20 protein-coding genes are annotated in these 22,029 nt (G+C 72.8%); 4 read left to right on the top strand and 16 right to left on the bottom strand.

The window, feature by feature from the left end:
• Nucleotides 1–140: 140 nt before the first annotated feature.
• The 3 genes from galU to ACP7BI_RS06360 all read left to right on the top strand — a co-directional run bounded on the left by galU (nucleotide 141) and on the right by ACP7BI_RS06360 (nucleotide 3,093).
• Nucleotides 141–1,043 carry a UTP--glucose-1-phosphate uridylyltransferase GalU gene (gene galU, locus ACP7BI_RS06370; protein ID WP_425844470.1) on the top strand — a complete coding sequence of 301 codons (903 nt, stop codon included), beginning with the start codon at nucleotides 141–143 and terminating at the stop codon, nucleotides 1,041–1,043.
• Between the two features lie 83 nt (nucleotides 1,044–1,126).
• On the top strand, nucleotides 1,127–1,468 hold the full coding sequence (locus ACP7BI_RS06365) for a histone-like nucleoid-structuring protein Lsr2 (protein WP_425844469.1): 342 nt from the start codon (nucleotides 1,127–1,129) through the stop codon (nucleotides 1,466–1,468).
• A 146-nt stretch (nucleotides 1,469–1,614) separates the two neighbouring features.
• Entirely contained in the window at nucleotides 1,615–3,093 is a 1,479-nt protein-coding gene (locus ACP7BI_RS06360) for a polysaccharide biosynthesis tyrosine autokinase (protein WP_425844468.1), read from the top strand.
• A 39-nt stretch (nucleotides 3,094–3,132) separates the two neighbouring features.
• Here ACP7BI_RS06360 and ACP7BI_RS06355 read toward each other — a convergent pair whose 3' ends face one another.
• A complete protein-coding gene (locus ACP7BI_RS06355; protein WP_425844467.1) occupies nucleotides 3,133–4,395 on the bottom strand; it encodes an oligosaccharide flippase family protein in 1,263 nt (420 codons plus the stop codon).
• A gap of 8 nt (nucleotides 4,396–4,403) precedes the next feature.
• A complete protein-coding gene (locus tag ACP7BI_RS06350) occupies nucleotides 4,404–5,531 on the bottom strand; it encodes a glycosyltransferase (RefSeq protein ID WP_425844465.1) in 1,128 nt (375 codons plus the stop codon).
• 53 nt (nucleotides 5,532–5,584) lie between these two features.
• Here ACP7BI_RS06350 and ACP7BI_RS06345 point away from each other — a divergent pair, with 53 nt between their 5' ends.
• Nucleotides 5,585–6,634 (top strand): glycosyltransferase family 4 protein, encoded by a 1,050-nt coding sequence (locus tag ACP7BI_RS06345; protein ID WP_425844464.1) that lies wholly within the window; start codon nucleotides 5,585–5,587, stop codon nucleotides 6,632–6,634.
• On the opposite strand, the gene ACP7BI_RS06340 is transcribed toward ACP7BI_RS06345, so the two are convergent.
• The 14 genes from ACP7BI_RS06340 to ACP7BI_RS06275 form a co-directional block, all read right to left on the bottom strand.
• Complete coding sequence (locus ACP7BI_RS06340) at nucleotides 6,595–7,803, bottom strand: glycosyltransferase (RefSeq protein WP_425844462.1); 1,209 nt, start codon at nucleotides 7,801–7,803, stop codon at nucleotides 6,595–6,597. The genes ACP7BI_RS06345 and ACP7BI_RS06340 overlap by 40 nt on opposite strands.
• Before the next feature lie 10 nt (nucleotides 7,804–7,813).
• Nucleotides 7,814–8,710, bottom strand: coding sequence for an NAD-dependent epimerase/dehydratase family protein (locus ACP7BI_RS06335; RefSeq protein WP_425844461.1), 897 nt, complete (start codon nucleotides 8,708–8,710; stop codon nucleotides 7,814–7,816).
• Between the two features lie 3 nt (nucleotides 8,711–8,713).
• The gene (locus ACP7BI_RS06330; protein WP_425844459.1) at nucleotides 8,714–9,745 is read right to left on the bottom strand and encodes a GDP-mannose 4,6-dehydratase; all 1,032 of its coding nucleotides are present in this window, start codon (nucleotides 9,743–9,745) and stop codon (nucleotides 8,714–8,716) included.
• Nucleotides 9,746–9,880: 135 nt separating this feature from the next.
• Nucleotides 9,881–11,020 (bottom strand): glycosyltransferase family 4 protein, encoded by a 1,140-nt coding sequence (locus ACP7BI_RS06325; protein WP_425844458.1) that lies wholly within the window; start codon nucleotides 11,018–11,020, stop codon nucleotides 9,881–9,883.
• 4 nt (nucleotides 11,021–11,024) lie between these two features.
• Entirely contained in the window at nucleotides 11,025–12,362 is a 1,338-nt protein-coding gene (locus ACP7BI_RS06320) for an O-antigen ligase family protein (RefSeq protein ID WP_425844456.1), read from the bottom strand.
• 248 nt (nucleotides 12,363–12,610) lie between these two features.
• Nucleotides 12,611–13,939, bottom strand: a complete 1,329-nt coding sequence (locus ACP7BI_RS06315) for a maltokinase N-terminal cap-like domain-containing protein (RefSeq protein ID WP_425844455.1) — start codon at nucleotides 13,937–13,939, stop codon at nucleotides 12,611–12,613.
• 75 nt (nucleotides 13,940–14,014) lie between these two features.
• Nucleotides 14,015–14,443 carry a hypothetical protein gene (locus ACP7BI_RS06310; RefSeq protein ID WP_425844454.1) on the bottom strand — a complete coding sequence of 143 codons (429 nt, stop codon included), beginning with the start codon at nucleotides 14,441–14,443 and terminating at the stop codon, nucleotides 14,015–14,017.
• Nucleotides 14,444–14,650: 207 nt separating this feature from the next.
• Nucleotides 14,651–15,121, bottom strand: a complete 471-nt coding sequence (locus tag ACP7BI_RS06305; RefSeq protein ID WP_425844453.1) for a helix-turn-helix domain-containing protein — start codon at nucleotides 15,119–15,121, stop codon at nucleotides 14,651–14,653.
• Between the two features lie 120 nt (nucleotides 15,122–15,241).
• Nucleotides 15,242–16,933, bottom strand: coding sequence for a CAP domain-containing protein (locus ACP7BI_RS06300; RefSeq protein ID WP_425844452.1), 1,692 nt, complete (start codon nucleotides 16,931–16,933; stop codon nucleotides 15,242–15,244).
• Between the two features lie 165 nt (nucleotides 16,934–17,098).
• Nucleotides 17,099–17,998, bottom strand: coding sequence for a DUF4349 domain-containing protein (locus tag ACP7BI_RS06295; protein WP_425844450.1), 900 nt, complete (start codon nucleotides 17,996–17,998; stop codon nucleotides 17,099–17,101).
• A 126-nt stretch (nucleotides 17,999–18,124) separates the two neighbouring features.
• The gene (locus ACP7BI_RS06290) at nucleotides 18,125–19,096 is read right to left on the bottom strand and encodes a TetR/AcrR family transcriptional regulator (protein ID WP_425844448.1); all 972 of its coding nucleotides are present in this window, start codon (nucleotides 19,094–19,096) and stop codon (nucleotides 18,125–18,127) included.
• A gap of 32 nt (nucleotides 19,097–19,128) precedes the next feature.
• Nucleotides 19,129–19,953 (bottom strand): aldo/keto reductase, encoded by an 825-nt coding sequence (locus ACP7BI_RS06285; RefSeq protein WP_425844446.1) that lies wholly within the window; start codon nucleotides 19,951–19,953, stop codon nucleotides 19,129–19,131.
• A 67-nt stretch (nucleotides 19,954–20,020) separates the two neighbouring features.
• Nucleotides 20,021–20,167: a hypothetical protein gene (locus tag ACP7BI_RS06280; RefSeq protein ID WP_425844444.1), complete on the bottom strand. Its 147-nt coding sequence runs from the start codon at nucleotides 20,165–20,167 to the stop codon at nucleotides 20,021–20,023.
• 537 nt (nucleotides 20,168–20,704) lie between these two features.
• Nucleotides 20,705–21,907, bottom strand: a complete 1,203-nt coding sequence (locus tag ACP7BI_RS06275; protein WP_425844442.1) for an MFS transporter — start codon at nucleotides 21,905–21,907, stop codon at nucleotides 20,705–20,707.
• Nucleotides 21,908–22,029: the final 122 nt, after the last annotated feature.

Below are 22,029 nucleotides of genomic sequence, written 5' to 3'. Positions count from 1 at the left end.
TCACACGCGCAATCGACTCGAGTCCTGGCCGCAAGGGTACAACACCCTCAAGGTCTGCTGAGGGGGCTGGCGGCCGGCGGCGGCTAGCGTCTGGCCGCTCGTTTCAGGTGCGCGGTGCGAGCGGCGGGTACCGTGGCCCCATGCGCCATTCTGTCACCAAGGTCGTCATCCCAGCGGCGGGGCTCGGCACCCGCTTCCTGCCGGCGACGAAGGCGCTGCCGAAGGAGATGATGCCGGTCGTCGACAAGCCGGCGATCCAGTACGTCGTCGAGGAGGCGGTGCGCGCCGGGCTGCCCGACGTCCTGTTTGTGACCGGCCGCAACAAGAACGCGCTCGAGAACCACTTCGATCGCGCGACCGAGCTCGAGGCGATACTCATGCGCAAGGGCGACGAGGAGCGCCTGCAGCGGGTCGCGGAGTCGTCCGAGCTCGCGAACGTCCACTACGTGCGGCAGGGCGACCCGCTCGGGCTCGGCCACGCGGTGCTGCGCTCGCGGGCGCACGTCAACGGCGACTCGTTCGCGGTGCTGCTCGGTGACGACATCATCGACCCGCGCGACCACCTGCTCGAGCGCATGCTGCAGGTGCACGACGAGCGCGACACGTGCGTCGTCGCGCTCATGGAGGTCGACCCGGCGCAAGCGCACCTCTACGGCATCGCGACCGTCGACGCGACCGAGGAGCCCGACGTCGTGCGCGTGCGCGGGCTCGTCGAGAAGCCGGAGCCGGGCACGGCGCCCTCGAACCTCGCGATCGTCGGCCGCTATGTGCTGAAGCCCGAGATCTACCCGGTGCTCGAGCAGACGGTGCCGGGTCGCGGGGGAGAGATCCAATTGACGGATGCGCTCCTCACGATGGCCGAGGACGACGCCGAGGGCGGCGTGCACGGCGTGATCTTCCGCGGCCGCCGCTATGACACCGGTGACAAGCTCGACTACATCAAGGCGAACGTGATGCTCGCGTGCGAGCGCGAGGACCTCGGCCCTGGCCTTCGTGAATGGCTCCGCGAGTATGTGGAGCAGTTCACCGAGCAGTCCGCATAGACCGAGGTCACCGCAAAGGGGTACATTCCCTCGCTTTGCATTCCTGTGTTGCGCGCACTGGACAATGGTCTATATTGCGTGGCATGGCAAAGCAGACTTTCACCAAGCTCGTCGACGACTTCACGGGCGAGCCCATCGAGGATGGCGCCGGTCGCACGGTGCGATTCGCATTCGACGGAGCTGAGTACGAGATCGACCTCAGCAACGACAACATCGAAGAGCTCTCGAGCACGCTCGAGCGCTATGTGCGGGCATCGCGCCGCGTCTCGGGCCGCAGCCGCGGCCGCAGTTCAAGCAGCCGACGCAGCAGCGGCGGCAGCAGCGAGACCGCCGCGATCCGCGAGTGGGCCGAGTCGCAGGGCCTGAAGGTCGCCTCGCGCGGCCGCATTCCCGCCGACATCGTGGAGCGATACAAGAACCGCTGATCAGATCATGATCGTTTCGGGCGCCGCTGCTGAGCAGCGGCGCCCTTCTGCATTGCGCCAGCACCCCTACGATGTGACCAATCGGCAGCCGGGGCGATGGCGCACTGCGGCACGAATGGCCGCGATGATGCTCCGGAGGTACGACGATGGGCTTCCTTGAATACGCGCGGCTGCTGCGGAAGCACTGGCTGCTCGTGATCTTCGCCGCGGTGCTGGGCGCCGCCGCCGGACTGCTCATCTCGTTCGTGCAGACGCCCTCCTATCGCGCATCCACCGAGGTCTTCATCTCGACCCAAGCGGCGGATACGAGCTCCGATCTCGTGCAAGGCAATGCCTTCACGCTCTCGCGCGTGAACACGTACGCCCGGCTCGCCGGCAGCGAGGAGGTGCTCGAGCGCGTCGCCGATCGGCTCGAGCTCGAGGTGCCGGTGCGCGACCTCATGGAGCAGGTCGAGGCGATGCCGGTGACGAACACCGCGATCCTCGAGATCGCGGCCACGAGCGACGACCCGGCGCTCGCTGCCGACCTCGCCAACGCGACCGCCGCGAGCCTCGCGGAGGCGGTCGAGGAGCTCGAGACGACCGGCACGACGAGCCCCGTGCGGCTCGCGACCATCGTGAGCGCCGACGTGCCCGCCGAGCCCGAGAGCCCGCGCCCGGTGCTGCAGGCCATCCTCGGCGCGCTGCTGCTCGCGGTCGCAGCGCTCGCGTTCATCGTCATCCGCGACCTGGTCGACACGCGCATCCGCACCGAGCGCGACGTGAAGGCCGTCACCTCCGCACCGCTGCTCGCCGCCGTGCACTTCGACCCGAAGGCCGCCGCGCGCCCGCTCGTCGTGCACGCGGAGCCGCTCAGCCCGCAGTCGGAGGTCTTCCGCACCCTGCGCACCAACCTCAACTTCGTCGAGGTCGACGGCAAGAGCCGGCTGTTCGTGATGACGTCGTCGATCCCGGGCGAGGGCAAGACCACCACGGCCGTCAACCTCGCGCTCGCGATCGCCGGCTCTGGGCAGTCGGTGCTGCTCGTCGACGCCGACCTGCGCAAGCCCAAGGTCGCCGACTACATGAACCTCAACGGCGCGGTCGGGCTCACCGACGTGCTCATCGACCGCGTCGCCCCGGCGGATGCGGTGCAGCAGTGGGGCACGTCGGGCCTGTACGTGCTACCCGCCGGCGCCGTGCCGCCCAACCCGAGCGAGATGCTCGGCTCGCGCGCGATGCACGCCATGCTCGAGGAGCTGCGGGCCGAGTTCGACTGGGTGCTGCTCGACGCGCCGCCGCTGCTGCCCGTCACCGACGCGGTCGTGCTCGCCCAGCACGGCGCCGATGTGCTGCTCGTCGCCGCCGCCGACCGCGTGAACGCACCGCAGCTCAAGCGCTCGCTCGAGATGCTCGAGACGGTCGAGGCCTCGGTCGCCGGCCTCATCATGACGATGGCGCGGCTCGGCTCCTCGGAGTCGTACCGCTACGCCGAGTACGGCTACGGAGGGCGTGACAAGGAGCAGGCGGATGCGTCGGCGACGCCCGCGCCGAAGGCTCCGGAGCACGCGCGGGCGCCCGAGGAGGCGCCGCGGGACCGCAAGCAGCGGGCTCGGGGCGGCAAGCGCAGGCGCGCGCACCGCTGACGCCGGGAGCAGTGCGCGCTCGCCTCAGCGCCGCGGTGGTCAGTGGATCGGGCCGTGCGCCGGAGCGTTCGCCGCAGGCCGCGCGCGGCCGCTGATCGCGCCGCCGACCAGTCGCACGCCCACCCTCGTCGCCGCGCCCGACAGCACCGCGAGCGCCATCGTCGTCGCGTCGAGCCTCTCGGTGACGGCGAGCGCCGCGGCGACCGTCGCGAAGGCGGCGAGCCCGATCCACGACGGCGCCGTGATGCCCGCGTGCGCCTGCGACGCCGCTTGCCGGTAGACCTGCAGCTGCCACTGGTCGTTGAGCGCCTGCGCGAGGCACAGCAGCGCGAGCGGCGCGAGCAGCCCGTCGAACGTCGGCCCGAGCAGCGCCTCCTGCCACAGCGCGATCGCGGTGATGAGCGTCATCGACGCGAGCGCCGACGAGATGAGCGACAGCAGCCGGCCGTGCCGCATGCGCAGCGCCTCGTCGGCCGCGAAGCGGCCGTAGAGCACCGCGTTGATGGCTTGCGTGAGCCCGCCCGAGGCGCTCGCGAGCGTCGACGCGACCGCGTAGACGCCGAGCGTCGCCGAGCTCGCGAGCATCGCGAGCAGCACCTGATCCATGCGCCACGTGACGCCGTCGACGACGGTCGACGACCACATCGAGAGGCTGAAGCGCCACGGCGCGGGCCGCCGCTCTGCGCGGCGGATCGCGCCGAGCGAGCCCGCGATGCCGACGAGCGACGCGAGCACCTGGCCGGTCAGCGTGATCGCGAACGCGAGCTCGAGCGTGAGCGCGCCGGCGAGGAACGCGACGATGTAGCCGAGCGAAGGCAGCACGACGTTGCACACCCGTGCGAGGTTGTACGCACCAAGGCGGAAGCCGACGAGCATCCGCTCGACGCCGAGCTGGTAGAGCCCGGCGAGAGCGAGCACGACGCTCGAGAGGCGGATCGCGCCCGCGACCCACGCGTCGCCGCCCGCGAGCACGTCCGCCGCGAGGAAGCACGCGGAGGCCGACAGCAGCCCGACGACGCCGACGAGCACGATCGCCGAGCGCGACGCCGACGCCTCGCGGTGGTCCTGCACCGCGATGCCGCGCGGCAGGCCGACGAACGCGACGAGGCCGAGCACGTGGATGACGGCGAACGCGGCGGCGAGCTGGCCGCGGCCTCCGGCGCCGAGCGCCGTCGCGAGCATCGGGGCCGAGAGCACGCTGAGCCCGAGGCCTGCGTACGTGACGCCCGCGAGCTGCAGCACCGGACGCCCGCGCTCGAGCAGGCGCTGCGCGTGCGCCGGGAGCGTCGTGACTCGCTGCATGTTCGACCTCACGCCCGACGCGGCAGCGCGCTCGTCTCCCGCTCGAGGATCGCGCCGATGCGCTCGAGGAATGCCTCCTCCGAGAAGCGGCGCGCGTGCGCTCGGATGGCCTCGGCATCCCACGAGCTCGCGCGGCAGCGCCGCACCGCGTCGGCGATGGCCGCGGGCGTCGGCTCGTCGAAGAGCACCCCCGTGACGCCCTCGACGATCGTGTCGAGGAACCCGCCCCAGCGCAGCGCGACCGACGGCTTGCCGAACGACGCCGCCTCGACCGGGATGAGCCCGAAGTCCTCGTAGCTCGCGGCCACGATCGCGCCGCAGCGCGCGTAGAGCCAGCGCATCTCGGCGTCGGAGAGGTGCTGCAGGAAGACGACGTTCGACGGCGCCATCGCCCGCAGCCGCGCCTCCTCCGGCCCGGCGCCCACGACCACGAGCCGGTGCGAGAGGCTGGCGAACGCGCCGACCACCGCATCCACGTTCTTGTAGGGCAGCAGGCGCGAGATGCACAGGTCGAAGCCGTCGAGCCGGTCGACCTCCCCGCCGAGCGCTGCAGGGCGGCGCTCCTCGCCGTCGGTGCCGTAGGAGTGCGGCGGATAGACGACCTCGGCCTCGATGCCGTACGCGGCGCGCACGCGGTCCCGGGCGACCGACGAGCAGGCGATGTAGGCGTCGGCGGTGCGCGCCTGCCGCCGGTCCCAGCGCCGCAGCCACGGGCCGAGCACGCCGAGCATGAGGCGCGTCGAGAGCGCCGCGTGCTGCCCGAGGTAGACGCCCGGCTGGTAGAGCCACCGGGCCGGGGAGTAGCAGTAGACGATCTTGCGGCCGGTGGTGCGGAAGCCGTGGGCCCAGCCGCTCGAGCTCGCGATCACCACGTCGGCGTCGATGCGGGCGCGGCTCACGACCGCAGCGAGGAACGGCAGCGCGAAGCGGTGGTGCCGGCGCAGGAACCCGACGCGATCGAGCACGGTCGTGCGGATCTCGGCGCCGCGCAGCTCGGGGTAGGTGCCCCCGGGGTCGTAGAGCGTCGTCTGGATCGGCGCACCGGGGAAGCCGCGCGTGAGCGCGAGCACGACCCTCTCGGCCCCGCCCCGCTGGGTGAGGTAGTCGTGCGCGATGACGAGCGGCTCGCGCGCCACGGTCAGCCGCCGATTGGGGGATAGCCTTGCCGCATTCGCGGAAGGGGGGCGGGATGCGCGTCACCTGGCTCGCCCTCGAGTGGCCGCGGGCAGGCCACCACTCGGGTGGCGTCGGCCGCTACTCGCAGCGCCTCGCCGAGCGCATGCGCGACCTCGTCGAGCTGACCGTCATCTGCTTCGAGGGGGCGGTGCCGATGGAGGGCGTGCGCCTCGAGACGCTCCCCGCGGCGCGCGGGCGCATCGACCGCTACTACGGGGCTACGCTGCGCGCCTCGCGCGCGACCCGCCGCCTGCAACCCGACCTCGTGCACTCGCACGGCGACGACCTGCTGCTGCCGCGCGGCGTGCCGCTCGTGCGCACGTTCTACGGCTCCTCGCTCGGCGAGGCGCGCTCGTCGAGCGGCCTGCGGAAGCTCAACCACTACGTGCTCGCCGGGCTGGAAGCGCGCTCCGCCGCGCGCGCGACCCGCAAGCTCGCGATCGGCCCGGAGTCGCTCGAGCTCCTGCACTGCGACGCGATCGTGCCGCCCTACTTCGGGGTGCCGCCGGGGGAGCGGCGACCGAGCGCGACCCCCTCGGTCGTCTTCGTCGGCAGCTTCGAGGGGCGCAAGCAGGGCCGCGTCGCGCAGGAGGCGCTCGCCGCACTCGGCGGGGAGCGCGGTGACGTCGCGCTCACAGTCATCGGGCCAGCCGATGATGCGAGCGCGTGGGCGCCGTGGGTCGACCACAGGTCCGGGCTGAGCGACCACGAGGTGGCGGATGTGATGCGGCGCGCGTGGGCGCTCGTGTCGCCCTCCGCGTACGAGGGCTTCGGCATCCCGATGCTCGAGGGCCTCGACCACGGGCTGCCGGTCGTCGCCTACCCGACGCCCGGATCGGAGTACCTCCGCTCGCGCGCGGACGGGCCCGTGCCGCTCGACCTCGCGAGCGGTGCGGCGTTCACGGAGGCACTGCGACGCCGGCTCGCGGCCGGCCCCGAGCTCGAGCCCGCCGAGCAGCACGCGGCGCGCCGCCTCATCGACGAGGTGCTCGAGGCCGGGTCGCCGGCGCGCCTGCTCGCCCACTACGAGGCCGCCATCCGGGCGGCGCGCACGTCGGCCTGAGCCGGGCTGGGCGCCGCGACGCGCGCGAAGAGCTCCGCGTGGGCGCGCGCCACGGCGCTATCGGGCGGCACCGGCCGCCACGCGGCGACCGTGCGATGCAGCTGCTCGCGCAGGCCCGGCTCGTCGACGAGGCGGCGCAGCGCCGCGGCGAGCGCGCCGACGTCGCCCGGCTCGACGAGCAGCCCCGTCTCGCCGTCGTCGACGAGCTCGAGCGGGCCGCCGGCCGCGGTCGCGACGAGCGGCCGGGCGGCTGCGAGGTACTGCAGCACGTTCTGCCCGAGTGGCTCGGCGCGCGTCGAGGCGTGCACGCACACATCCCAGTCGTCGAGCAGCGGCCACACGTCGTCGACGTGCCCGAGCAGGTCGACGCGATCGGCGATGCCGAGCTCGTCGATGAGCGCGCGCAGCTCGCGCTCGAACCCCGCTTCGGCGAACGCCGCCGCGCCGGCGAGCTGCAGCCGCACGGTGCCGCCTGACGACGATCCGGTGCCCGCGGGGCAGGCGGCCGCGAAGGCCCGCACGAGCTCCGCTTGCCCCTTCCACGGCGCGAGGCGGGCGAGCATCCCGATCGTCCGCACGGTGGGCCGCAGCGGCGCCACGGGACGGCGGCGGTCGATCCCGATCGGGGAGGGGATCACCGCGACCGCGGCGTCGGGCCGGATCCACCGGCGGGCCGACTCGAGCGTGTAGTCGGAGTTGGCGATGACGCCGTGGGCTCGGCTCAGCGCCGCGCGGAGGGCGCGGGCGGGGAGGCCGCCGAGCGCCGCTTCGTCGACGGCGTCGCGCAAGTGGACGACGAGCCGCTTCCGGGAGCCGACCGTCGCGAGCAGGCCGATGAGTGCCGCGCGGCTCGTGTTCGTGTGCACCACGTCGCAGCGGCGGAACTCCGGAGCGACGCGGAGGGCGGCTGCCTGGAGCGCGACGCGGGCGAGCATCAGCGCTCGCGCGCCCGCCGAGGCGCCGATCACGCCGGCCGGCTGCCGCACGCCGACGACGCGCACGGCGTCGCCGAGCGACGCATAGGTGCCCGCTCCGGTGGACGACGGCGGCACGAAGGTCATCGCATCCCACGCCGGGCCGGTCTCGAGCAGCCGTCGGAGCGCGAGCTCGCCGCCGCCGGGCTCGACCGAGTGGTCGAGGTGCGCGACGGCCGGGACGGTGGTCATCATCGGCACCGGCTCACACCCGCGCCTCGATCGCCGCGGCGATCGAGGTCTCGAAGTCGAAGCGCGGCGCCCAGCCGAGCTCGCGCCGCAAGCGGCTCGCGTCGCCGACGACCCGCGGCACGTCGAGCGGGCGGCGCCGGCCAGCGCGCAGCGACGGCAGTTCACGGCCCTTCGCCGCGCAGATCGCGGCGAGCACCTCATGGCCGCTGCGCGCACGCCCCGAGGCGATGTTGTAGATGTCGTGCTCGAGCACGGGCGCCTCGGCGAGCAGCAGGTAGGCCATCGCGACGTCGCGCACGTCGGTGTAATCGCGCTCGGCATCGAGGTTGCCCACGCGGAGCGCCGCGCCCGGCTCGAGCGCGTCGAGCCGGGCGATGAGGTCGGGCACGAGGAAGCCGGGGCCTTGGCCAGCGCCGATGTGGTTGAACGGCCGCGCGACGACGGTGTCGAGGCCGCGGTGCCGGTAGTACGAGAGCAGGCTGTCGACCGTGCTCTTGCTCACGGCGTACGGCGAGGCGAAGGCGAGCGGCACCGACTCGTCGACCGCGCGCTCCGACCGCGCGTAGATCGCGCCGGTGCTCGCGGCGATCACGCGCGGCGCGGGCCTGGGCCCGTGCAGCAGCGCCTCGCACAAGTGAGCCGTCATCGCCGCGTTGTCGGCGATGTAGCGCACCGGTTCGTCGAAGGAGGGGCCGACGGCGGCGAGCGCCGCGAGGTGCACGACCGCGTCGACCGGCGGCGTGCGCGGCCAAGCCTCGGTGAGGTCGGCCTCGATCACCGCATCGGCACCCGGTACCATCGCATCGGGCGCGCGGCAGACCGCGACGACCCGGTGCCCGCGCTCGGCCGCGAGCGCGGCGACGTGCCGGCCGACGAAGCCGTCGGCGCCCGTGACGGCGAGGCGCAGCACCGCTCAGGCGGCCCCGCCGACGAGCGCGCGCGAGCGCGGACGCCGGTGCCGCACGTCGTGGGAGCCGTGCAGCCAGAGGTCGTGCCGCACCATCCGCTGGACGAGCCCCGAGAAGTCGACCTCGCGGCACCAGCCGAGCTCGCTCTCGGCTTTCGAGGCGTCGCCGAGCAGGATGTCGACCTGCGCGGGCCGCAGCAGCGCCGGGTTCTGCCGCACGAACGGCCGCCAGTCGTCGACCCCGACCTCGGCGAACGCGGCCTCGACGAACTGCTCGACCGAGCGGGTCTCGCCGGAGGCGAGCACGAAGTCCTCCGGCTCGGGGTGCTGCAGCATCTGCCACATGCCGCGCACGTAGTCGCCCGCGTAGCCCCAGTCGCGCTTGGGCCACAGGTCGCCGAGCTGGAGGTGGTCCTGCAGGCCGCTCGCGATGCGGGCGACCGCGGTGGTGATCTTGCGCGTCACGAACTCGACCCCGCGGCGCTCGCCCTCGTGGTTGAAGAGGATGCCGCAGCTGACGAACATGTCGTAGCTCTCGCGGTAGTTCTTGGCGATCCAGTGGCCGTAGAGCTTCGCCGCGCCGTAGGGGCTGCGCGGGTGGAAGAGCGAGCTCTCGTTGTAGCCGCGGCCGGGCCGGTTGTAGTCGAGGCCGCCGAACATCTCGGAAGTGGACGCCTGGTAGACGCGCGTGGTGTCGGTCAGTCGCGCGAGGCGCACCGCCTCGAGCACGTTGAGCACGCCCTTGCCGGTGACCTCCGCCGTGAGCGTGGGGTTCTTGAACGAGTAGCCGACGTGGCTGATCGCCGCGAGGTTGTAGAGCTCGTCGGGTTGCGACGTCTCGACCGCCCGCACGATCGACGTCGGATCGGTCACGTCGCCCTCGAGCAGCGTGACGAAGGGGAACTCGGTCTCGACCGCGAGCCGCTTCGGGTTGTTCTGGCCGTGCACGAGGCCGTAGACCTCGTAGCCCTTGTCATGGAGGAGCTCGGCGAGGTGCCCGCCGTCCTGGCCCGTGATGCCGGTGATGAGCGCGCGCATCGGCTTGCCCTTCGTTCGAGCCGGTTCGTGACCCCGCGCTGTGGTGTGCAGTTGAGCGGGAGCGTAACCGCTGAGGATTCCCTCGCAAGCGCACTTGAGCCAACCATGAGCCATGGGGGACAAACCTGGGCTTCGCTAGCGCCCTGCCACCTGTCGCAGCAGCCCCTCGAGCTCACCCGCGACGTGCTGCCACGTGAACTCGGCCTCCGCGCGGCGACGCGCTTGCTCGCCGAGCCGGCGGGTGCGCTCGGGGTCGGTCGCGAGCGAGAGGATCGCCGCCGCCACCCGCTCGGGCGACTCGGGGTCGATGAGCAGCCCGGTCTCACCGTCGACGACCGCCTCGCGCGGGCCGCCGACGTCGCCGGCGATGGCGGGGACGCCCCACGCGGCCGCCTCGAGGTAGACGAGCGCGAAGCCCTCGACCGCGACCTCCCCCTCGGGGAAGCGCGCGGGCATGACGAAGACGTCGGCCTCGCGCAGTCTCGCGTCCCGCTCGGCGTCGGGCACCGCGCCGAGGAACGACACCGCGTGCGCGACCCCGAGCCGCGCGGCGCGCTCCTCGAGCTGCGTGCGCTGCCGCCCGTCGCCGATCACGACCCAGCGCGCATCCGGCAGCCGCTCGAGCACGCGCGGCAGCGCCTCGAGCACGACGTCGTGCCCCTTGTAGCGGTCGCGAAGGCGGCCGACGGTGACCATCGTGAACGGGCGCCCAGCCAGCCCGGCGCTCTCCGGCGGCGGGTCGGGCGGGATCTCGACGCCGGGGTAGACGACGTGGACGGGCGGATGCGGTCGGTCGGCGACCGTCTCGAGCAGCAGGCCGCGCGTGAAGCGGCTCACGGCGACCGCGGCTGCGCTGCGGCGCAGCGCCCACGCCGCGAGCCGGGGCCCGCCGAGCACTTCCTTGCCGTAGGCGTAGAGCACGAACGGCACGCGGAATCGCCGCGCGGCGGCGAGCGCGAGCGGCGAGACGACGACGTGGCCGCCGAGCACGACGTCGGGCCGCAGCCCGCGGAGCGCGACCAGGCCGCGCGCGTTGAAGGCGGCGTTGCGCAGCTTCGCCGGCGCGGCGGGCACGCGCACGCGGCGCACCGCGACAGGAGCGGTCGCGTCGAACACCGCGCCCCCCGGCGCATCCGGAGTGAGCACCGTGACCTCGGCGTGCGGCATCGCCGCCGTGATCCGGTGCAGCAGGCTCTGCACGCCGCCGAGCCCCGGCGGGAAGTCGGGTGTGACGAGCAGCACGCGCAGCGGACGGCCCGCGCTGTCAGCGACCATGCGGCTACCGCACCCAACCGCGGGTCGAGGGCATCGCATCCGCCGCGTCTGCGTCCGCGATGCCGCCCACCGCCGTCGAGCCGAGGCCGAGCGCGAAGTAGAGCGCGGCGACGATCGAGAAGCTCGTCCAGCTCGTCTCGAACGCCGAGTCGACGGTGAAGGCGACGAGTGCCGCGACCGCGCCGTACGCCCACGGCGCGCCGGTCGAGGCGGCCAGCGTCACGTCGCGGAGCGCGCCGATGAGGGCGAAGACGAGGATGGCGGCGAAGAGCGCGAGCCCGATGACGCCGTAGAGGAACAGCAGCTGCAGGTAGTTGCTGTGCGCGTGGCCGAAGTCGGCGTACTCGCCGGCCATCGCGCCGACGAGCGACGTGAAGCGGTCGGCAGGGTAGCCGACGAGCGGCGACCCGTCGAGGGTCGCCTCGATCGTGCCCTCCCACAGCCGCACGCGCGCCAGGTTGGAGCTGAAGCCCGCGTCGGTGATGGTCGCGAGCCGCTCGACGAGCGCGTCGACCGCGCTCGGCACGAGCCACACGACGAAGGCCGCGCTCCAGACCGCGGCCGCGATGCCGAGCGTGAGGTGCACGGGGCGCGCGCGGCTGCGCAGCAGCCAGCCGACGGCGAGGGCGAGGGCGAACGCGATCCACGCGGCGCGCGTCTGCGTGAGGGCGAGCGGCACGGCGACGATCGCGAGCGAGACGAGCGCATCCCGCACGGTGGGCGACATGCACACGAGCGCTGAGCCCGCGACGGCGAGGAAGGCGCCGAACACCGTGGGGGAGAGGAAGGTGCCGAACGGCCGATAGGTGCCCTCGAAGGTGAAGTAGTAGAAGCCCTCCGCGTAGCCGCGCCCCTGCAGCCACGCGAGGCCCGCCGCCTCCTGGTAGAGCGCGACGATCGCGAGCAGGAGCAGCATCCAGCGGAGCGCGCGCAGGCACGCGTCCTTCGAGTCGGGGCGCTGCGCGATGCGGAAGAGCACGACGCCGCCGAGCGGCGCGAGGGCCGAGCCCAGGGCGTCCGCCCAGTCGATCGCGGCCCCCTCGAGCGCGGCAACCGCCGTGAGCCGCACGAGGATGAACGCCGAGAGCGCGAGCGTGACGCCCTCGAGCGGCACGAGCCGGCGCCGCAGTACGCCGTAGCGGATGCCCGTGGCCACGACGAGCGCGAAGACGACGAGGGTGACGCTCACCTTCCCCGGCAGCAGCTCGAGCGGCACGTACGAGAAGGGCAGCGCGAGGATCGTGAGCGTCAGCAGCACGTGGCGGCGCGCGGGGCGCTGGGCGATCGCCGGGGTGGTGAGCGCCGGCGCGGTCAGCCGGCCGCGGTCGGAGAGCGTCGCCACGCGCGGGGCCTCAGCTCACCCGGGCAGCGGAACGCGCCGAGTCGCACGGCTGCGGAGGGCGCGCGTCGAGCATCCGTGCCCCTCCTCCCTGGCGCTGCTAGGGGCACCGTAGCGGACGGGCCGCGCGCTGGGCCTCAGCGCTGCCCGAGGAGACTCGCCCGGTGGCTGAGCCGCTGCGCGCGTTTCGACCCGGTCTGCGCCCTGCGGGCGCGGACCGGCTCAACGAGCGGGGGCGGGCGCGGACCGGCTCAACGAGCGGAAGGGCGCAGCAGCCGGCGGACCGCCTCGAGCGGCACCTGCAGCCAGTCAGGCCGGTTCCGCACCTCGTAGACGACCTCGTAGAGCGCCTTGTCGAGCAGGAGCGCGCGGAAGACGGGGTCGTGCTCGTCGACCGGGCCCGACGCATCCGCGTAGCCCGCGAGGAACTCCTGCTGCCGCTGCTCCACCCACGCATCGGCGATGGCCGGGTCGGCGCCGGGCAGCTCCTGCTGCGCAGAGCCGGCGGCGTAGTCGAACGAGCGCAGCATGCCGACGACGTCGCGGAGGCGCGGCTCGCGGATGGAGCGCTCGTGCATCGGCCGCAGCGGCTCGCCCTCGAAGTCGAGCAGCAGCCAGTCGCCGGTGCTCGAGCGCAGCACCTGGCCGAGGTGCAGGTCACCGTGGATGTGCTGCAGCTCGCCGATCGAGCGGATCTCGCGCAGCCGCTCCTTGGCGCGGCCGAGCTCGTCGTCGAGGTCGGCGAGCGCCCCCGCCGCCTGCTCACGGGCCCAGCCGAGCCGCTGCTCGAGGCCGCTGATGAAGCTGTGCGTGTCGGCGTCGGTCGCGGCCGAGGTGCGGAGCGCGGCGGCGAGGTCGCGGTGCACCGTCGCGACGGCCGCGCCGAGCGCGCGGGCGTCGGGCGCCTGGCGCTGCTCGCCGCGGAGCGTCGCGAGCGCGTGCTGGCGGTAGAGCTCCCACGCGTCGTCTGCGCCGCTGACGAACTGCGAGACGGCGAGCAGGTGGCCGGTGACGAACGCGTCGCCAGCCGGCCAGCGGGCGCGGAGCGCGGCGAGCAGCGCCGGCACGGGCTTCGAGCCCGCGCGCGTGAGGGCGCCCGTGACGACGACGTCGGGGTTGTCGCCGGGGTGGACGACGCGGAAGACCTTCGCGATCCAAGTGCCGTCGCCGCCGATGATCGAGGTGTTCGACTGCTCGCCGCTGACGACGCGGCTCGCGCCAGCGGGGGCCGGCGGCTCGCCCGCCGTGTCGCCCTCGAGATCGGTGACCGCGCGCGTGCCGGAGGCGACGTCGAGGATCGCCTGCACCGCATCCGGGTCGTGACAGGCGTCGACGAGCCAGCGGTCGTCGAGCTGCGCGATGGGGGCGCTGCCCGGCTCGTCGCGCCACGCGACCGGCACCTGAAGGAGGGCGTCGCCGGCGCGCATGAGCAGGATCGCGGCGTCGGCGCCGAGCTCGAAGGCGTGCGCGAGCGCGGCCTCGGCGTGCTGGCCCTTCAGCGGGTACCAGCGGGTGGAGGGCATCCAGGCGGCGATCGCCTCGGTGACCTCGGGAGCGTCGAACGGGAGGGGTGCGCTCATGCGGGTCAGTCTGCCGTCGCTGGCTGAGTGGACGCCCCTATACCGGCGAGACGGATCCGATCCTGGACGAGGCAGTCACGCCTGCGTCGAGGCGCTGCGCTTCTGCTGCAGGAAGCGTCGGTGCGCTCGGGGCCCCGCAAGCTGGGCGATCCTCTCTTCCACGCGGTCAGCGAAGTGCGGGCACTGCGCTCGGCGGAGCCTGTCGGCGAGCTCCGCTGGTTGGTTCCGCGCCGCGTAGTGAGCGAGCTGCCGCCGCGTCATCTCCTGGACCTGGCGTTCGTTGGAGTCGTCCAGCAAGCAGAAGAACTCGTCGGGATGGATCGGTTCGTAGGGCACTCCGTCCGCGAGGCCGCGAAGAGCGAGCAGGCCGCTGTCCGACGTGAGCAGCATCGTGGAGCCGGCGTGCACCGCAGCGGCGTGCACGTGCAGATCGCCGTCATCGGTGCCGGGCCAAGCGACGTCTCCTGGAAAGTCAGTGAGGACCTCGTCGAAGACCTCGTGCACCGCCGTTCGGACCCGAGTGAGCGCTCCTCCGTCCCACCGCGGATTGTTGTCTCGCAAGCGAGCGAGCGCCTCGACGAGCACGTCCTCCGACGTCTGTATCGAGAACACGTCGCCGGCGGTGACGACGCGTGCGTGCAACAGCCAGTCGCGATGAGTGCGCGAGAAGAGCACCGTTGCGTCGACGAACACGCGGGCGACACTCACGCGTCAGCTCCCCGTGTCTTCGTCCAGCAGCAGCAGCTCCTCGGCTGCCGATCGGATGCGGAGCTCGCGCTCGGCCTTGAGCGAGGCGACGTCCTCTCGCAGAACACGAGTATGGCTGCCGACCTTGTGGGCCGGGAGCTCACCGCGATCGATGAGCTTCATCAACGTCGGACGAGAGATCCCCAGCTCTGCCGCCGCAACGCTCGTCGAAAGCTCCCGAGGCATCGTCTTCAACGAGACGCTCCGACCTTGGCTGACATCGTCCACGATGTCGAGCAGGAAGCTCGCCAGCTCGCCCGGGAGAGGAATCCGACGTCCCGTCGGCAGCTCGATCGATAGCACGAGTGCCGTCTCGTCTTCGGCAGCTCGCAGCACTTCGGTTGCCTGCTCCGCGACCACATCGTGGAGCAGGACCGTGCCGGTGTGGCGCACGTGGGTCATGAAATCGCCCATGGTGTCGGCCTCCTCATCCACGGCGACACTATCGAGGTTGCAGTTATAACTGCAACCCAAGCGATGCGCAATCCCGCGATGAACATCTGTGGACGTCGACGTCGAGTGATCGGGACCCGCCGAACGCGCCGACGCGAACGCTCAGCGGCGCCCGAAGTCGAGCACGTAGTACCAGAAGCCGTTCGCGCCCCGCTCGACCCCGACGCCGACGTGCGTGAACGAAGTGCTCAGCAGGTTGGCGCGGTGGGCGGGGGAGGCCATCCAGGCGTCCATGATGCCGTTCGGCGAGACGGCCGAGCCGGAGGTGCGCCCGACGTTCTCGCCCCAGCCGGCCATGCCGCATCCGCGGGCCTGCGCGTTCAGGTTCGGGTTGTGCGCGCTGCCGAGCGCGGAGGTCGCCGCCATCGTGGCCGACCAGCCCTGCGCCATGCTGCTCAGGCAGCCGTCCTGCGACAGCGGGCGGAGGCCCGCGGCGCTGCGCTCGCGGTTGATGCGGTCGAGGATCGCGATGGGGGCGTCGCCCGCGACCGTGCCGCTGACGGTGTGCAGCTGCAGCCCGGGGAGCGTCGCCATGAGCTGCGACATCGGCGCGATGAGGCCGCGCGCCGAGCACGTGACGTTGCTGCCGCGGAGGCCCGAGACGACACCGACCGCGATCGCGCCGCCCGAGCGGGGCGTGCTGACGACCGGGCCGCCGGAGTCGCCGCGGCAGAAGGCGTTGCCGCTGCTCGCGGTGACCTCCTGCACGTTCATGCACTCGGTGCCGTAGCAGGCGACGTAGGCCGCGCCCGTCGTCATGTTGCACTTCCAACCCGTCACCTGGCCCGACGAGCACAGCTGGTAGCCGGCGGGCGGGAAGGAGAGCTGCGTGTCGGTGATGTTCACCGTCGAGGTCTCGCCGGTGTAGATGCGCGGCAGCGTGCGGGTGTCGTACGAGAGCGCGATCGCGCCGAGGTCGTACGGGCGGGCGCCGTCGTTGAGCTCGGCGACGAGGTCGGAGGTGCCGATGCGCGTGCCCGCCGCGTTCCGCACCGCGCGGCCGTCGCGGAAGTCGCTGCAGTGCGCCGCGGTGACGATGACCGGCTGGTGGCCGTGGAAGCCCGTGAAGCCCGACGTGCAGCCCACGAAGGCACCGTTCGCGAACTGGGTCTGCACGCGCAGCCCGCCCGAGACCTCGGTCGAGTCGTTCGAGCGACCGGTGAAGAGGGCGGCGGATGCGTCGACCGGCTGACCCTGCGCGAGCTCGGTCGCGGCGGTGGTCGTCGGGACGGTGTCGGTCTCCTCGACCGTGAGGCTCGCGCCGAGCTGCTCGGCGGCCCGCTCGGTCTCGTCGATGACGTCGAGCACCTCGCCCTCGAGCGCGATCGGCTCCGTGCCGGCGGCCTCGGCGGCCTCGGGCGTCGGGACCTCGACCGAGAGCGAGTCGGCGCCGATGCCGATCGCGAACGCGCCGTCGGCGGGCATGGATGCGGCGAGCGCGTGGGCGAGCTCGACCAGCTCGGCCTCGCTCGCCTCTTGCGCGACGAACGTGATGTCGATGCCGCGGGTGGCGGCGGCTTCGGCCATGGCCCGAACCTCGGAGGGGACGGGACCCGCCCAGCCGATCTGGATCGTGCCGGCGACCGGGTCGCCCGAGACCGCGCCGATGCGCGGGTGCGGCGAGCGCGCATCCCACATCGAGATGTCGTCGATGACCGCGAGGTGCGCCTCCTGCCTCTGCGCGAGCTGCTCGGAGGAGACGGCCGCGGGCGCACCGCTCGGGGCGACGATGAGCGCGGTGCTGAGCCCGAGCGTGGCCAGGGCGGCGTAGAGCAAGGAGCGGCGGCGGGACAAAGCAGACCTCGTGACGGTCGGAGTATCGGAACAGGCTGGGGCCACGACGAGCGTAGCGGAGGGCTTCAACCTCGGCTAGAGCTTTCGGATCCCGACCCGTTGGTCGAGCAGCGCCGGAGGCGCGTATCGAGACCGGCCACCCCATCTCGCTACGGCCCCGCGGGCCTACTCGACGAGCGGGGGAGCCGGGGTCTTGCGGGAAGGCATCCGCTTCATGACCCTCCGCACGATGAAGAGGGCCACGAGCGCGAGCAGCGCGAGGACCACGAGCGTCGGCACCGCTTGGCCGAGGCCGAACAGGAACGCGGCGCCCCAGGCGAGGAACGCGCTCCAGCCGGCGACGAGGCCGTCCCAGAAGCTCGGCGTGCCGGTCGGCCCCTCGACCGTCGTCGCGCGGATGCTGACGTCGATCGTCGACATCGCGACCTGGTCGGCGAGCGTGCGCTGCTGCGAGAGGAGCTGCTCGAGCTCGGACGTGCGCTGCGTCAGCTGCGCCTCGACGTCGAGCAGGATGTCGGTGTTCGCGGCCGTGCCGAGCAGCTCGGTGAGGCGCTCGACCGACGCGCGCGCCGCGTTGACCCGCACCTCGAGGTCGCGCACCTGGGCCCCGACGCGCTGCTCCTTCGTGTCGACGGCGGTCACGTCGCCGAGGCCGCGGATCGCGGTGAGCAGGTCCTCGACCTGCGGCGCCGGCACCCGCACGGTGAGCGTCGCCCACGCCGGCTCGAAGTCGGTCGACGCGCCCTCGGAGCGCGCGTCGATCGAGCCGTCGCGTGCCTCGACGGCGTCGGCCACCGCATCCGCCGTCGTGATCGGATCCTCGGCGCGCATCGACACGTCGCCGGTGATGATGACGTCGCGGTCGTTCTCGGCGTCCTGCTCGGGCAGGCCGCCGCTGTCGCCGCCCGCCGACCCCTCGAGGTCGGGCGCGGACTCCGGGAAGCCGCCCTCGTCGGTCGTCGGCATGATGGGGGAGCCAGTCGAGGCGCCGCTCGTGCCGCAGCCGGTCAGCAGGACGGCGCCGGCGATCAGGATGCCGGCCATCGGGGCGAGTCTGGGGGTCATGCTTCCAGGGTGCGTCGCGGGGCGGGGAAGCACAGCCCAACCTTTCTCGGGAGTCGGGCGTCTGGGGTCTCGATACGTCGGCCTGCGGCCGACTACTCGACCAACGGGTGGGGCGGTGGGGAGGCGTCAGTCGCGCTTCGCGCGCTTCGCCTTCGCCTTCGTCGCCTTCGCGTCGGCCTTCGCGGCGGCCTTCGCCTCGGCGGCCTCGGTCTTGGCCTCGACGGCCCGCAGCCGCTCGGTCGCCTTCGCCACCGCATCCGCCGCCTTCGACTCGGCACGTCGCAGCTGCTCGCGCGCGTCGGCGACCGCCTTCGCCGCCTCCCGCACCTGCTTGTCGGCGACGATCGCCGCGGGCATGCGCTCGAAGTCGTCGTCGGGCTCGTTGCGCTCGACCCAGCGCTCGATGCCGTCGAGGATGCGCGAGAGGCCGAAGCCGAAGCCGCGGCCCGGATCGGCCTCGGGCGCGGCGAAGATGCCCTCCCGCACCGCCGGCGCGAGCAGCGGGAAGCGCTCGTCGGTGACGAGCTCGGGCAGCGCGTGCAGCATCGCGTCGTCGACGTCCGCGTTGCTCGAGGCGCGCGAGTAGAGGGCGATGTAGCCGAGCAGCAGCAGCAGCGTCGGCAGCTTCATGCGGTCGGGCGCGGGCACGTCCTCGAGCGCGACGAGGCCCGCCTCGATGAGCGCGAGCCGGTTGGGGGTCGTGGGCGTCGAGCTCGGCGGGAGGTCGGCGAGCCACGGATGCGCCTCGTAGGTCGCGCGCACGAACAGCGCCCACTGCTTCACCCGCTCGCGCCAGGTGCCGCCGGTGCTCGGCACCGTCACCTCGCTCGCGGCGTCGAACATGAGCAGCAGCAGGTCGTCCTTGCCGGTGACGTAGCGGTAGAGCGACATCGGCGCGACGCCGACGGCGGCCGCGACCTTACCCATGCTGACCGCCTCGAGCCCGTCGGCGTCGGCGATCTCGATCGCGGCCTCGACGATGCGCTCGGTGCTCAGCTCGCGCTTCGGGCCGCGGTGCGGGAGCGCGGCGACGCCCCACGTGAGGGCGTGCGCGTGCGGGAGGTGCGGGGAGTCGTCGTGGCTGCCGATGCTCGTCATGGGTGTCGCGTCTCGTGTCGTGTCGTTGGTCGCTAGTTGCGGTCGTCGGGGTGCGTGCCGGTGCGCTCGCCGGTCTCGAGCGCCGCGATCGCGGCCATGTCGGCGTCGTCGAGGCTGAAGCCGTCGACGTCGAGGTTCTCCTGCAAGCGGTGCGGATGCGTCGACTTCGGCACGAGGGCACCCCCGGTCTGCAGGTGCCAGCGGATGATCGCCTGCGCGGGCGTCACGCCGTGCGCGGCCGCGATGCGCGCGATCGCCGGGTCGTCGAGGACGCGGGAGCGGCCGAGCGGGCTCCACGCCTGGGTGACGATGCCCAGCTCCTCGTGCGCTCGGCGGAGCTCGCGCTGCGGCAGCCACGGGTGCGACTCGACCTGGTTGATCGCCGGGGTGGCGCCCGTCTCGCCGCTGATGCGGCGCAGGTGCTCCTCGGTGAAGTTGCTGACGCCGATCGTGCGCACGCGCCCCTCGGCCTGCAGCTCGACGAGCGTGCGCCAGACGTCGACGTAGCGGTCGCGCGCCGGCCTGGGCCAGTGGATCATGTAGACGTCGATCCGGCCGAGCGCCCGCTCGCTCGCGTCGAACGCGGCCCGCACTGCGGCGGGCTCCTGCGACGCCTCGCCCCAGAACTTGCTCGTGACCGTGAGGGTCGCGCGGTCGAGACCCGACGCATCCGCTCGACGCAGTGCCTCGCCGAGCTCGCGCTCGTTGCCGTAGAGCTCGGCCCCGTCGATGAGCCGGTAGCCGGCGGCGAGGCCCGCGGCGACGACGTCGGCCGTCTCGGCGGGCGGCACCTTGTAGAGCCCGAAGCCGAGCGCGGGCAGCGCGCTGCCGTCGTTGAGCTCGAGGGAATGGGGCACGCGTCGATCATCGCAGGCGGGGTGCGCGGCGTCGTCCGTCGCGCGGAGGAGAGTGCGGGAGCTCCGCTCAGCGGGGCAGCTCGACCGGCGCCGTGTCGGGCGGCTCGCCGATGCCCTGCCGGAGGTCGGGCTGGTGGCGGCGGAAGATCGCGGCGATCGCTGCCGCGATGGCGACCATCACGACGGCGACCGAAACACCGCCGTTCGCGATCATCCACCGTGGGGAGCGCAGCCGATTGCCGCCCGAAGCCGGGGCGGCTATCGTTGAAGGCGGTAGCGAGGAGTGAGAGAGTCTCCGGCGCGCCGATTCGAGAAGCCCACGCCCTGTGCGTGGGTTTCTGCGTTGCGTCAGCGGTTCGGTGCACAATCTCGGTGTGCTGCTGGCCTACATCGATGAGATCGGTGAGCCCGGTGCGTTCGTTGCACGAGACCACGCCCGCTTCAACACGAGTCCAGCGTTCGGCTACGCAGGCTTCGTCATCCCCGAGACCAACGCACGTCGGTTCGGCACTGCCTTCACCGAGGAGAAGCGGCGCGTCTTCAAGACAGAAATCGAGCACGCAGCCAATCCCGGCCAGTGGGAGCGCAAGGGGTCCTCGATCTTCAGGCCGGACACGATGGCCAAGTTCCCGCAACAGATCCGAGTGTTCAACGGCCTGGTTCGGACGCTTCGCGCCTTGGGCGGAAGCCTCTTCTACTATGCGGACGAGAAGCCCATCGGCACCCCCGCGCAGACGCGTTTGGACACCGCTCAGCGGGGCAGCTCGACCGGCGCCGTGTCGGGCGGCTCGCCGATGCCCTGCCGGAGGTCGGGCTGGTGGCGGCGGAAGATCGCGGCGATCGCTGCCGCGATGGCGACCATGACGACGGCGACCCAGACGCCGCCGACGCCGCCGTTCGCGTCGATCGCGACGCCCGCGATCGCCGAGCCCAGGGCGGCGCCGAGCAGCTGGCCGGTGCCGATCCAGGCGTAGGCCTCGGGGGTGTCGGCGAACTTCACGGTGCCGGCGACGATCGCCGAGAAGGCGGCGAGCGCGGGGGCGGTGCCGATGCCGGCGATGAAGAGGGCGATCGAGAGGCCGACGACCTCCGTCATCGGCAGCGCGATCGCCATGCCGAGCAGCACGATCCCGAGCCGGATCGCGACCGACCACGGCGTGATCGCTCGAGTTCCGAGCGCGAAGCCGCCGACGAGCGAGCCGAGCGCCGAGACGCCGAGCACGATGCCCGCTTCGAGCGAGCCGTGATCGAACGTCGCGACCACGCCCGCCTCCACGGCCGCGAAGCCGCCGATGAACATCGACGAGACGATCACCGACAGGAGCACCGGGGGCTTGCGCAGCACGCGGCCGAGCTTGCGGGTCGTCGGCGGGATGCGCAGGCGCCGCACCTCCGGCGAGAGCAGGAAGAAGAGCCCGCCGACCAGCTGGATCGCGATCGTGACGAGCATCGCCGTGCCGGTGCCGAGGAACGAGACGAGCATCGTCAGCAGCACCGGGCCGAAGACCCAGATGATCTCCTGCAGCGCCGCGTCGAACGAGAAGAGGGGCGAGAGCAGCCGCTGCTGCACCATGCGCGGGTAGAGCGTGCGCACCGTCGGCACGACGGGCGGCATCGCGGCGCCGGCGACGATGCCGGCGAGGACATCCGCCCAGAGCGGCAGGTCGAAGATCGCGATCGACGTGAGCGCCGCGATCGAGACGACGGTGGTCGTCAGCAGCACCCCGACGGTGCCGAAGCGGCTCATCAGGCGCGAGACGAACGGACCGGCGGCCGCCATGCCGACCGAGAAGGCCGCGAGCACGAGACCGGCTGCCGTGTAGGAGCCGTGCTGCTGCTCCATGTGCATGAGGATGCCGAGCGAGTACATCCCGGCGGGGAAGCGCGCGATGAGCTGCGCGAGCATGATGCGCGCGAGCCCCGGGACCCTCAGCACCTCACCGTATAGACGCACCAGGACAGCCTAGGAGGGAGCGACCTGCGGCCGTGCATGCCGGAGCGCGGTGTCTCGCCGCTCGAGGTCGGGGGGCGGATGCTGCAGCGCGCGCTCCTCCACAGGGTCGCGATCTCCCGTGG

The organism is Agrococcus sp. TSP3-2-1 (assembly GCF_049897585.1).
Lineage (GTDB): Bacteria > Actinomycetota > Actinomycetes > Actinomycetales > Microbacteriaceae > Agrococcus.
Note: the sequence above shows the minus strand (reverse complement) of the source record. Positions and strands in the feature narration are given on the sequence as shown.

Coding starts and splice junctions, on each gene's coding strand:
- galU (WP_425844470.1), top strand. CDS start 141: ATGCGCCATTCTGTCACCAAGGTCGTCATCCCAGCGGCGGGGCTCGGC.
- ACP7BI_RS06355 (WP_425844467.1), bottom strand. CDS start 4,395: ATGCAGCGAGTCACGACGCTCCCGGCGCACGCGCAGCGCCTGCTCGAG.
- ACP7BI_RS06340 (WP_425844462.1), bottom strand. CDS start 7,803: ATGATGACCACCGTCCCGGCCGTCGCGCACCTCGACCACTCGGTCGAG.
- ACP7BI_RS06295 (WP_425844450.1), bottom strand. CDS start 17,998: ATGACCCCCAGACTCGCCCCGATGGCCGGCATCCTGATCGCCGGCGCC.
- ACP7BI_RS06360 (WP_425844468.1), top strand. CDS start 1,615: ATGGGCTTCCTTGAATACGCGCGGCTGCTGCGGAAGCACTGGCTGCTC.
- ACP7BI_RS06330 (WP_425844459.1), bottom strand. CDS start 9,745: ATGCGCGCGCTCATCACCGGCATCACGGGCCAGGACGGCGGGCACCTC.
- ACP7BI_RS06280 (WP_425844444.1), bottom strand. CDS start 20,167: ATGATCGCGAACGGCGGTGTTTCGGTCGCCGTCGTGATGGTCGCCATC.
- ACP7BI_RS06365 (WP_425844469.1), top strand. CDS start 1,127: ATGGCAAAGCAGACTTTCACCAAGCTCGTCGACGACTTCACGGGCGAG.
- ACP7BI_RS06315 (WP_425844455.1), bottom strand. CDS start 13,939: ATGAGCGCACCCCTCCCGTTCGACGCTCCCGAGGTCACCGAGGCGATC.
- ACP7BI_RS06325 (WP_425844458.1), bottom strand. CDS start 11,020: ATGGTCGCTGACAGCGCGGGCCGTCCGCTGCGCGTGCTGCTCGTCACA.
- ACP7BI_RS06345 (WP_425844464.1), top strand. CDS start 5,585: ATGCGCGTCACCTGGCTCGCCCTCGAGTGGCCGCGGGCAGGCCACCAC.
- ACP7BI_RS06290 (WP_425844448.1), bottom strand. CDS start 19,096: ATGACGAGCATCGGCAGCCACGACGACTCCCCGCACCTCCCGCACGCG.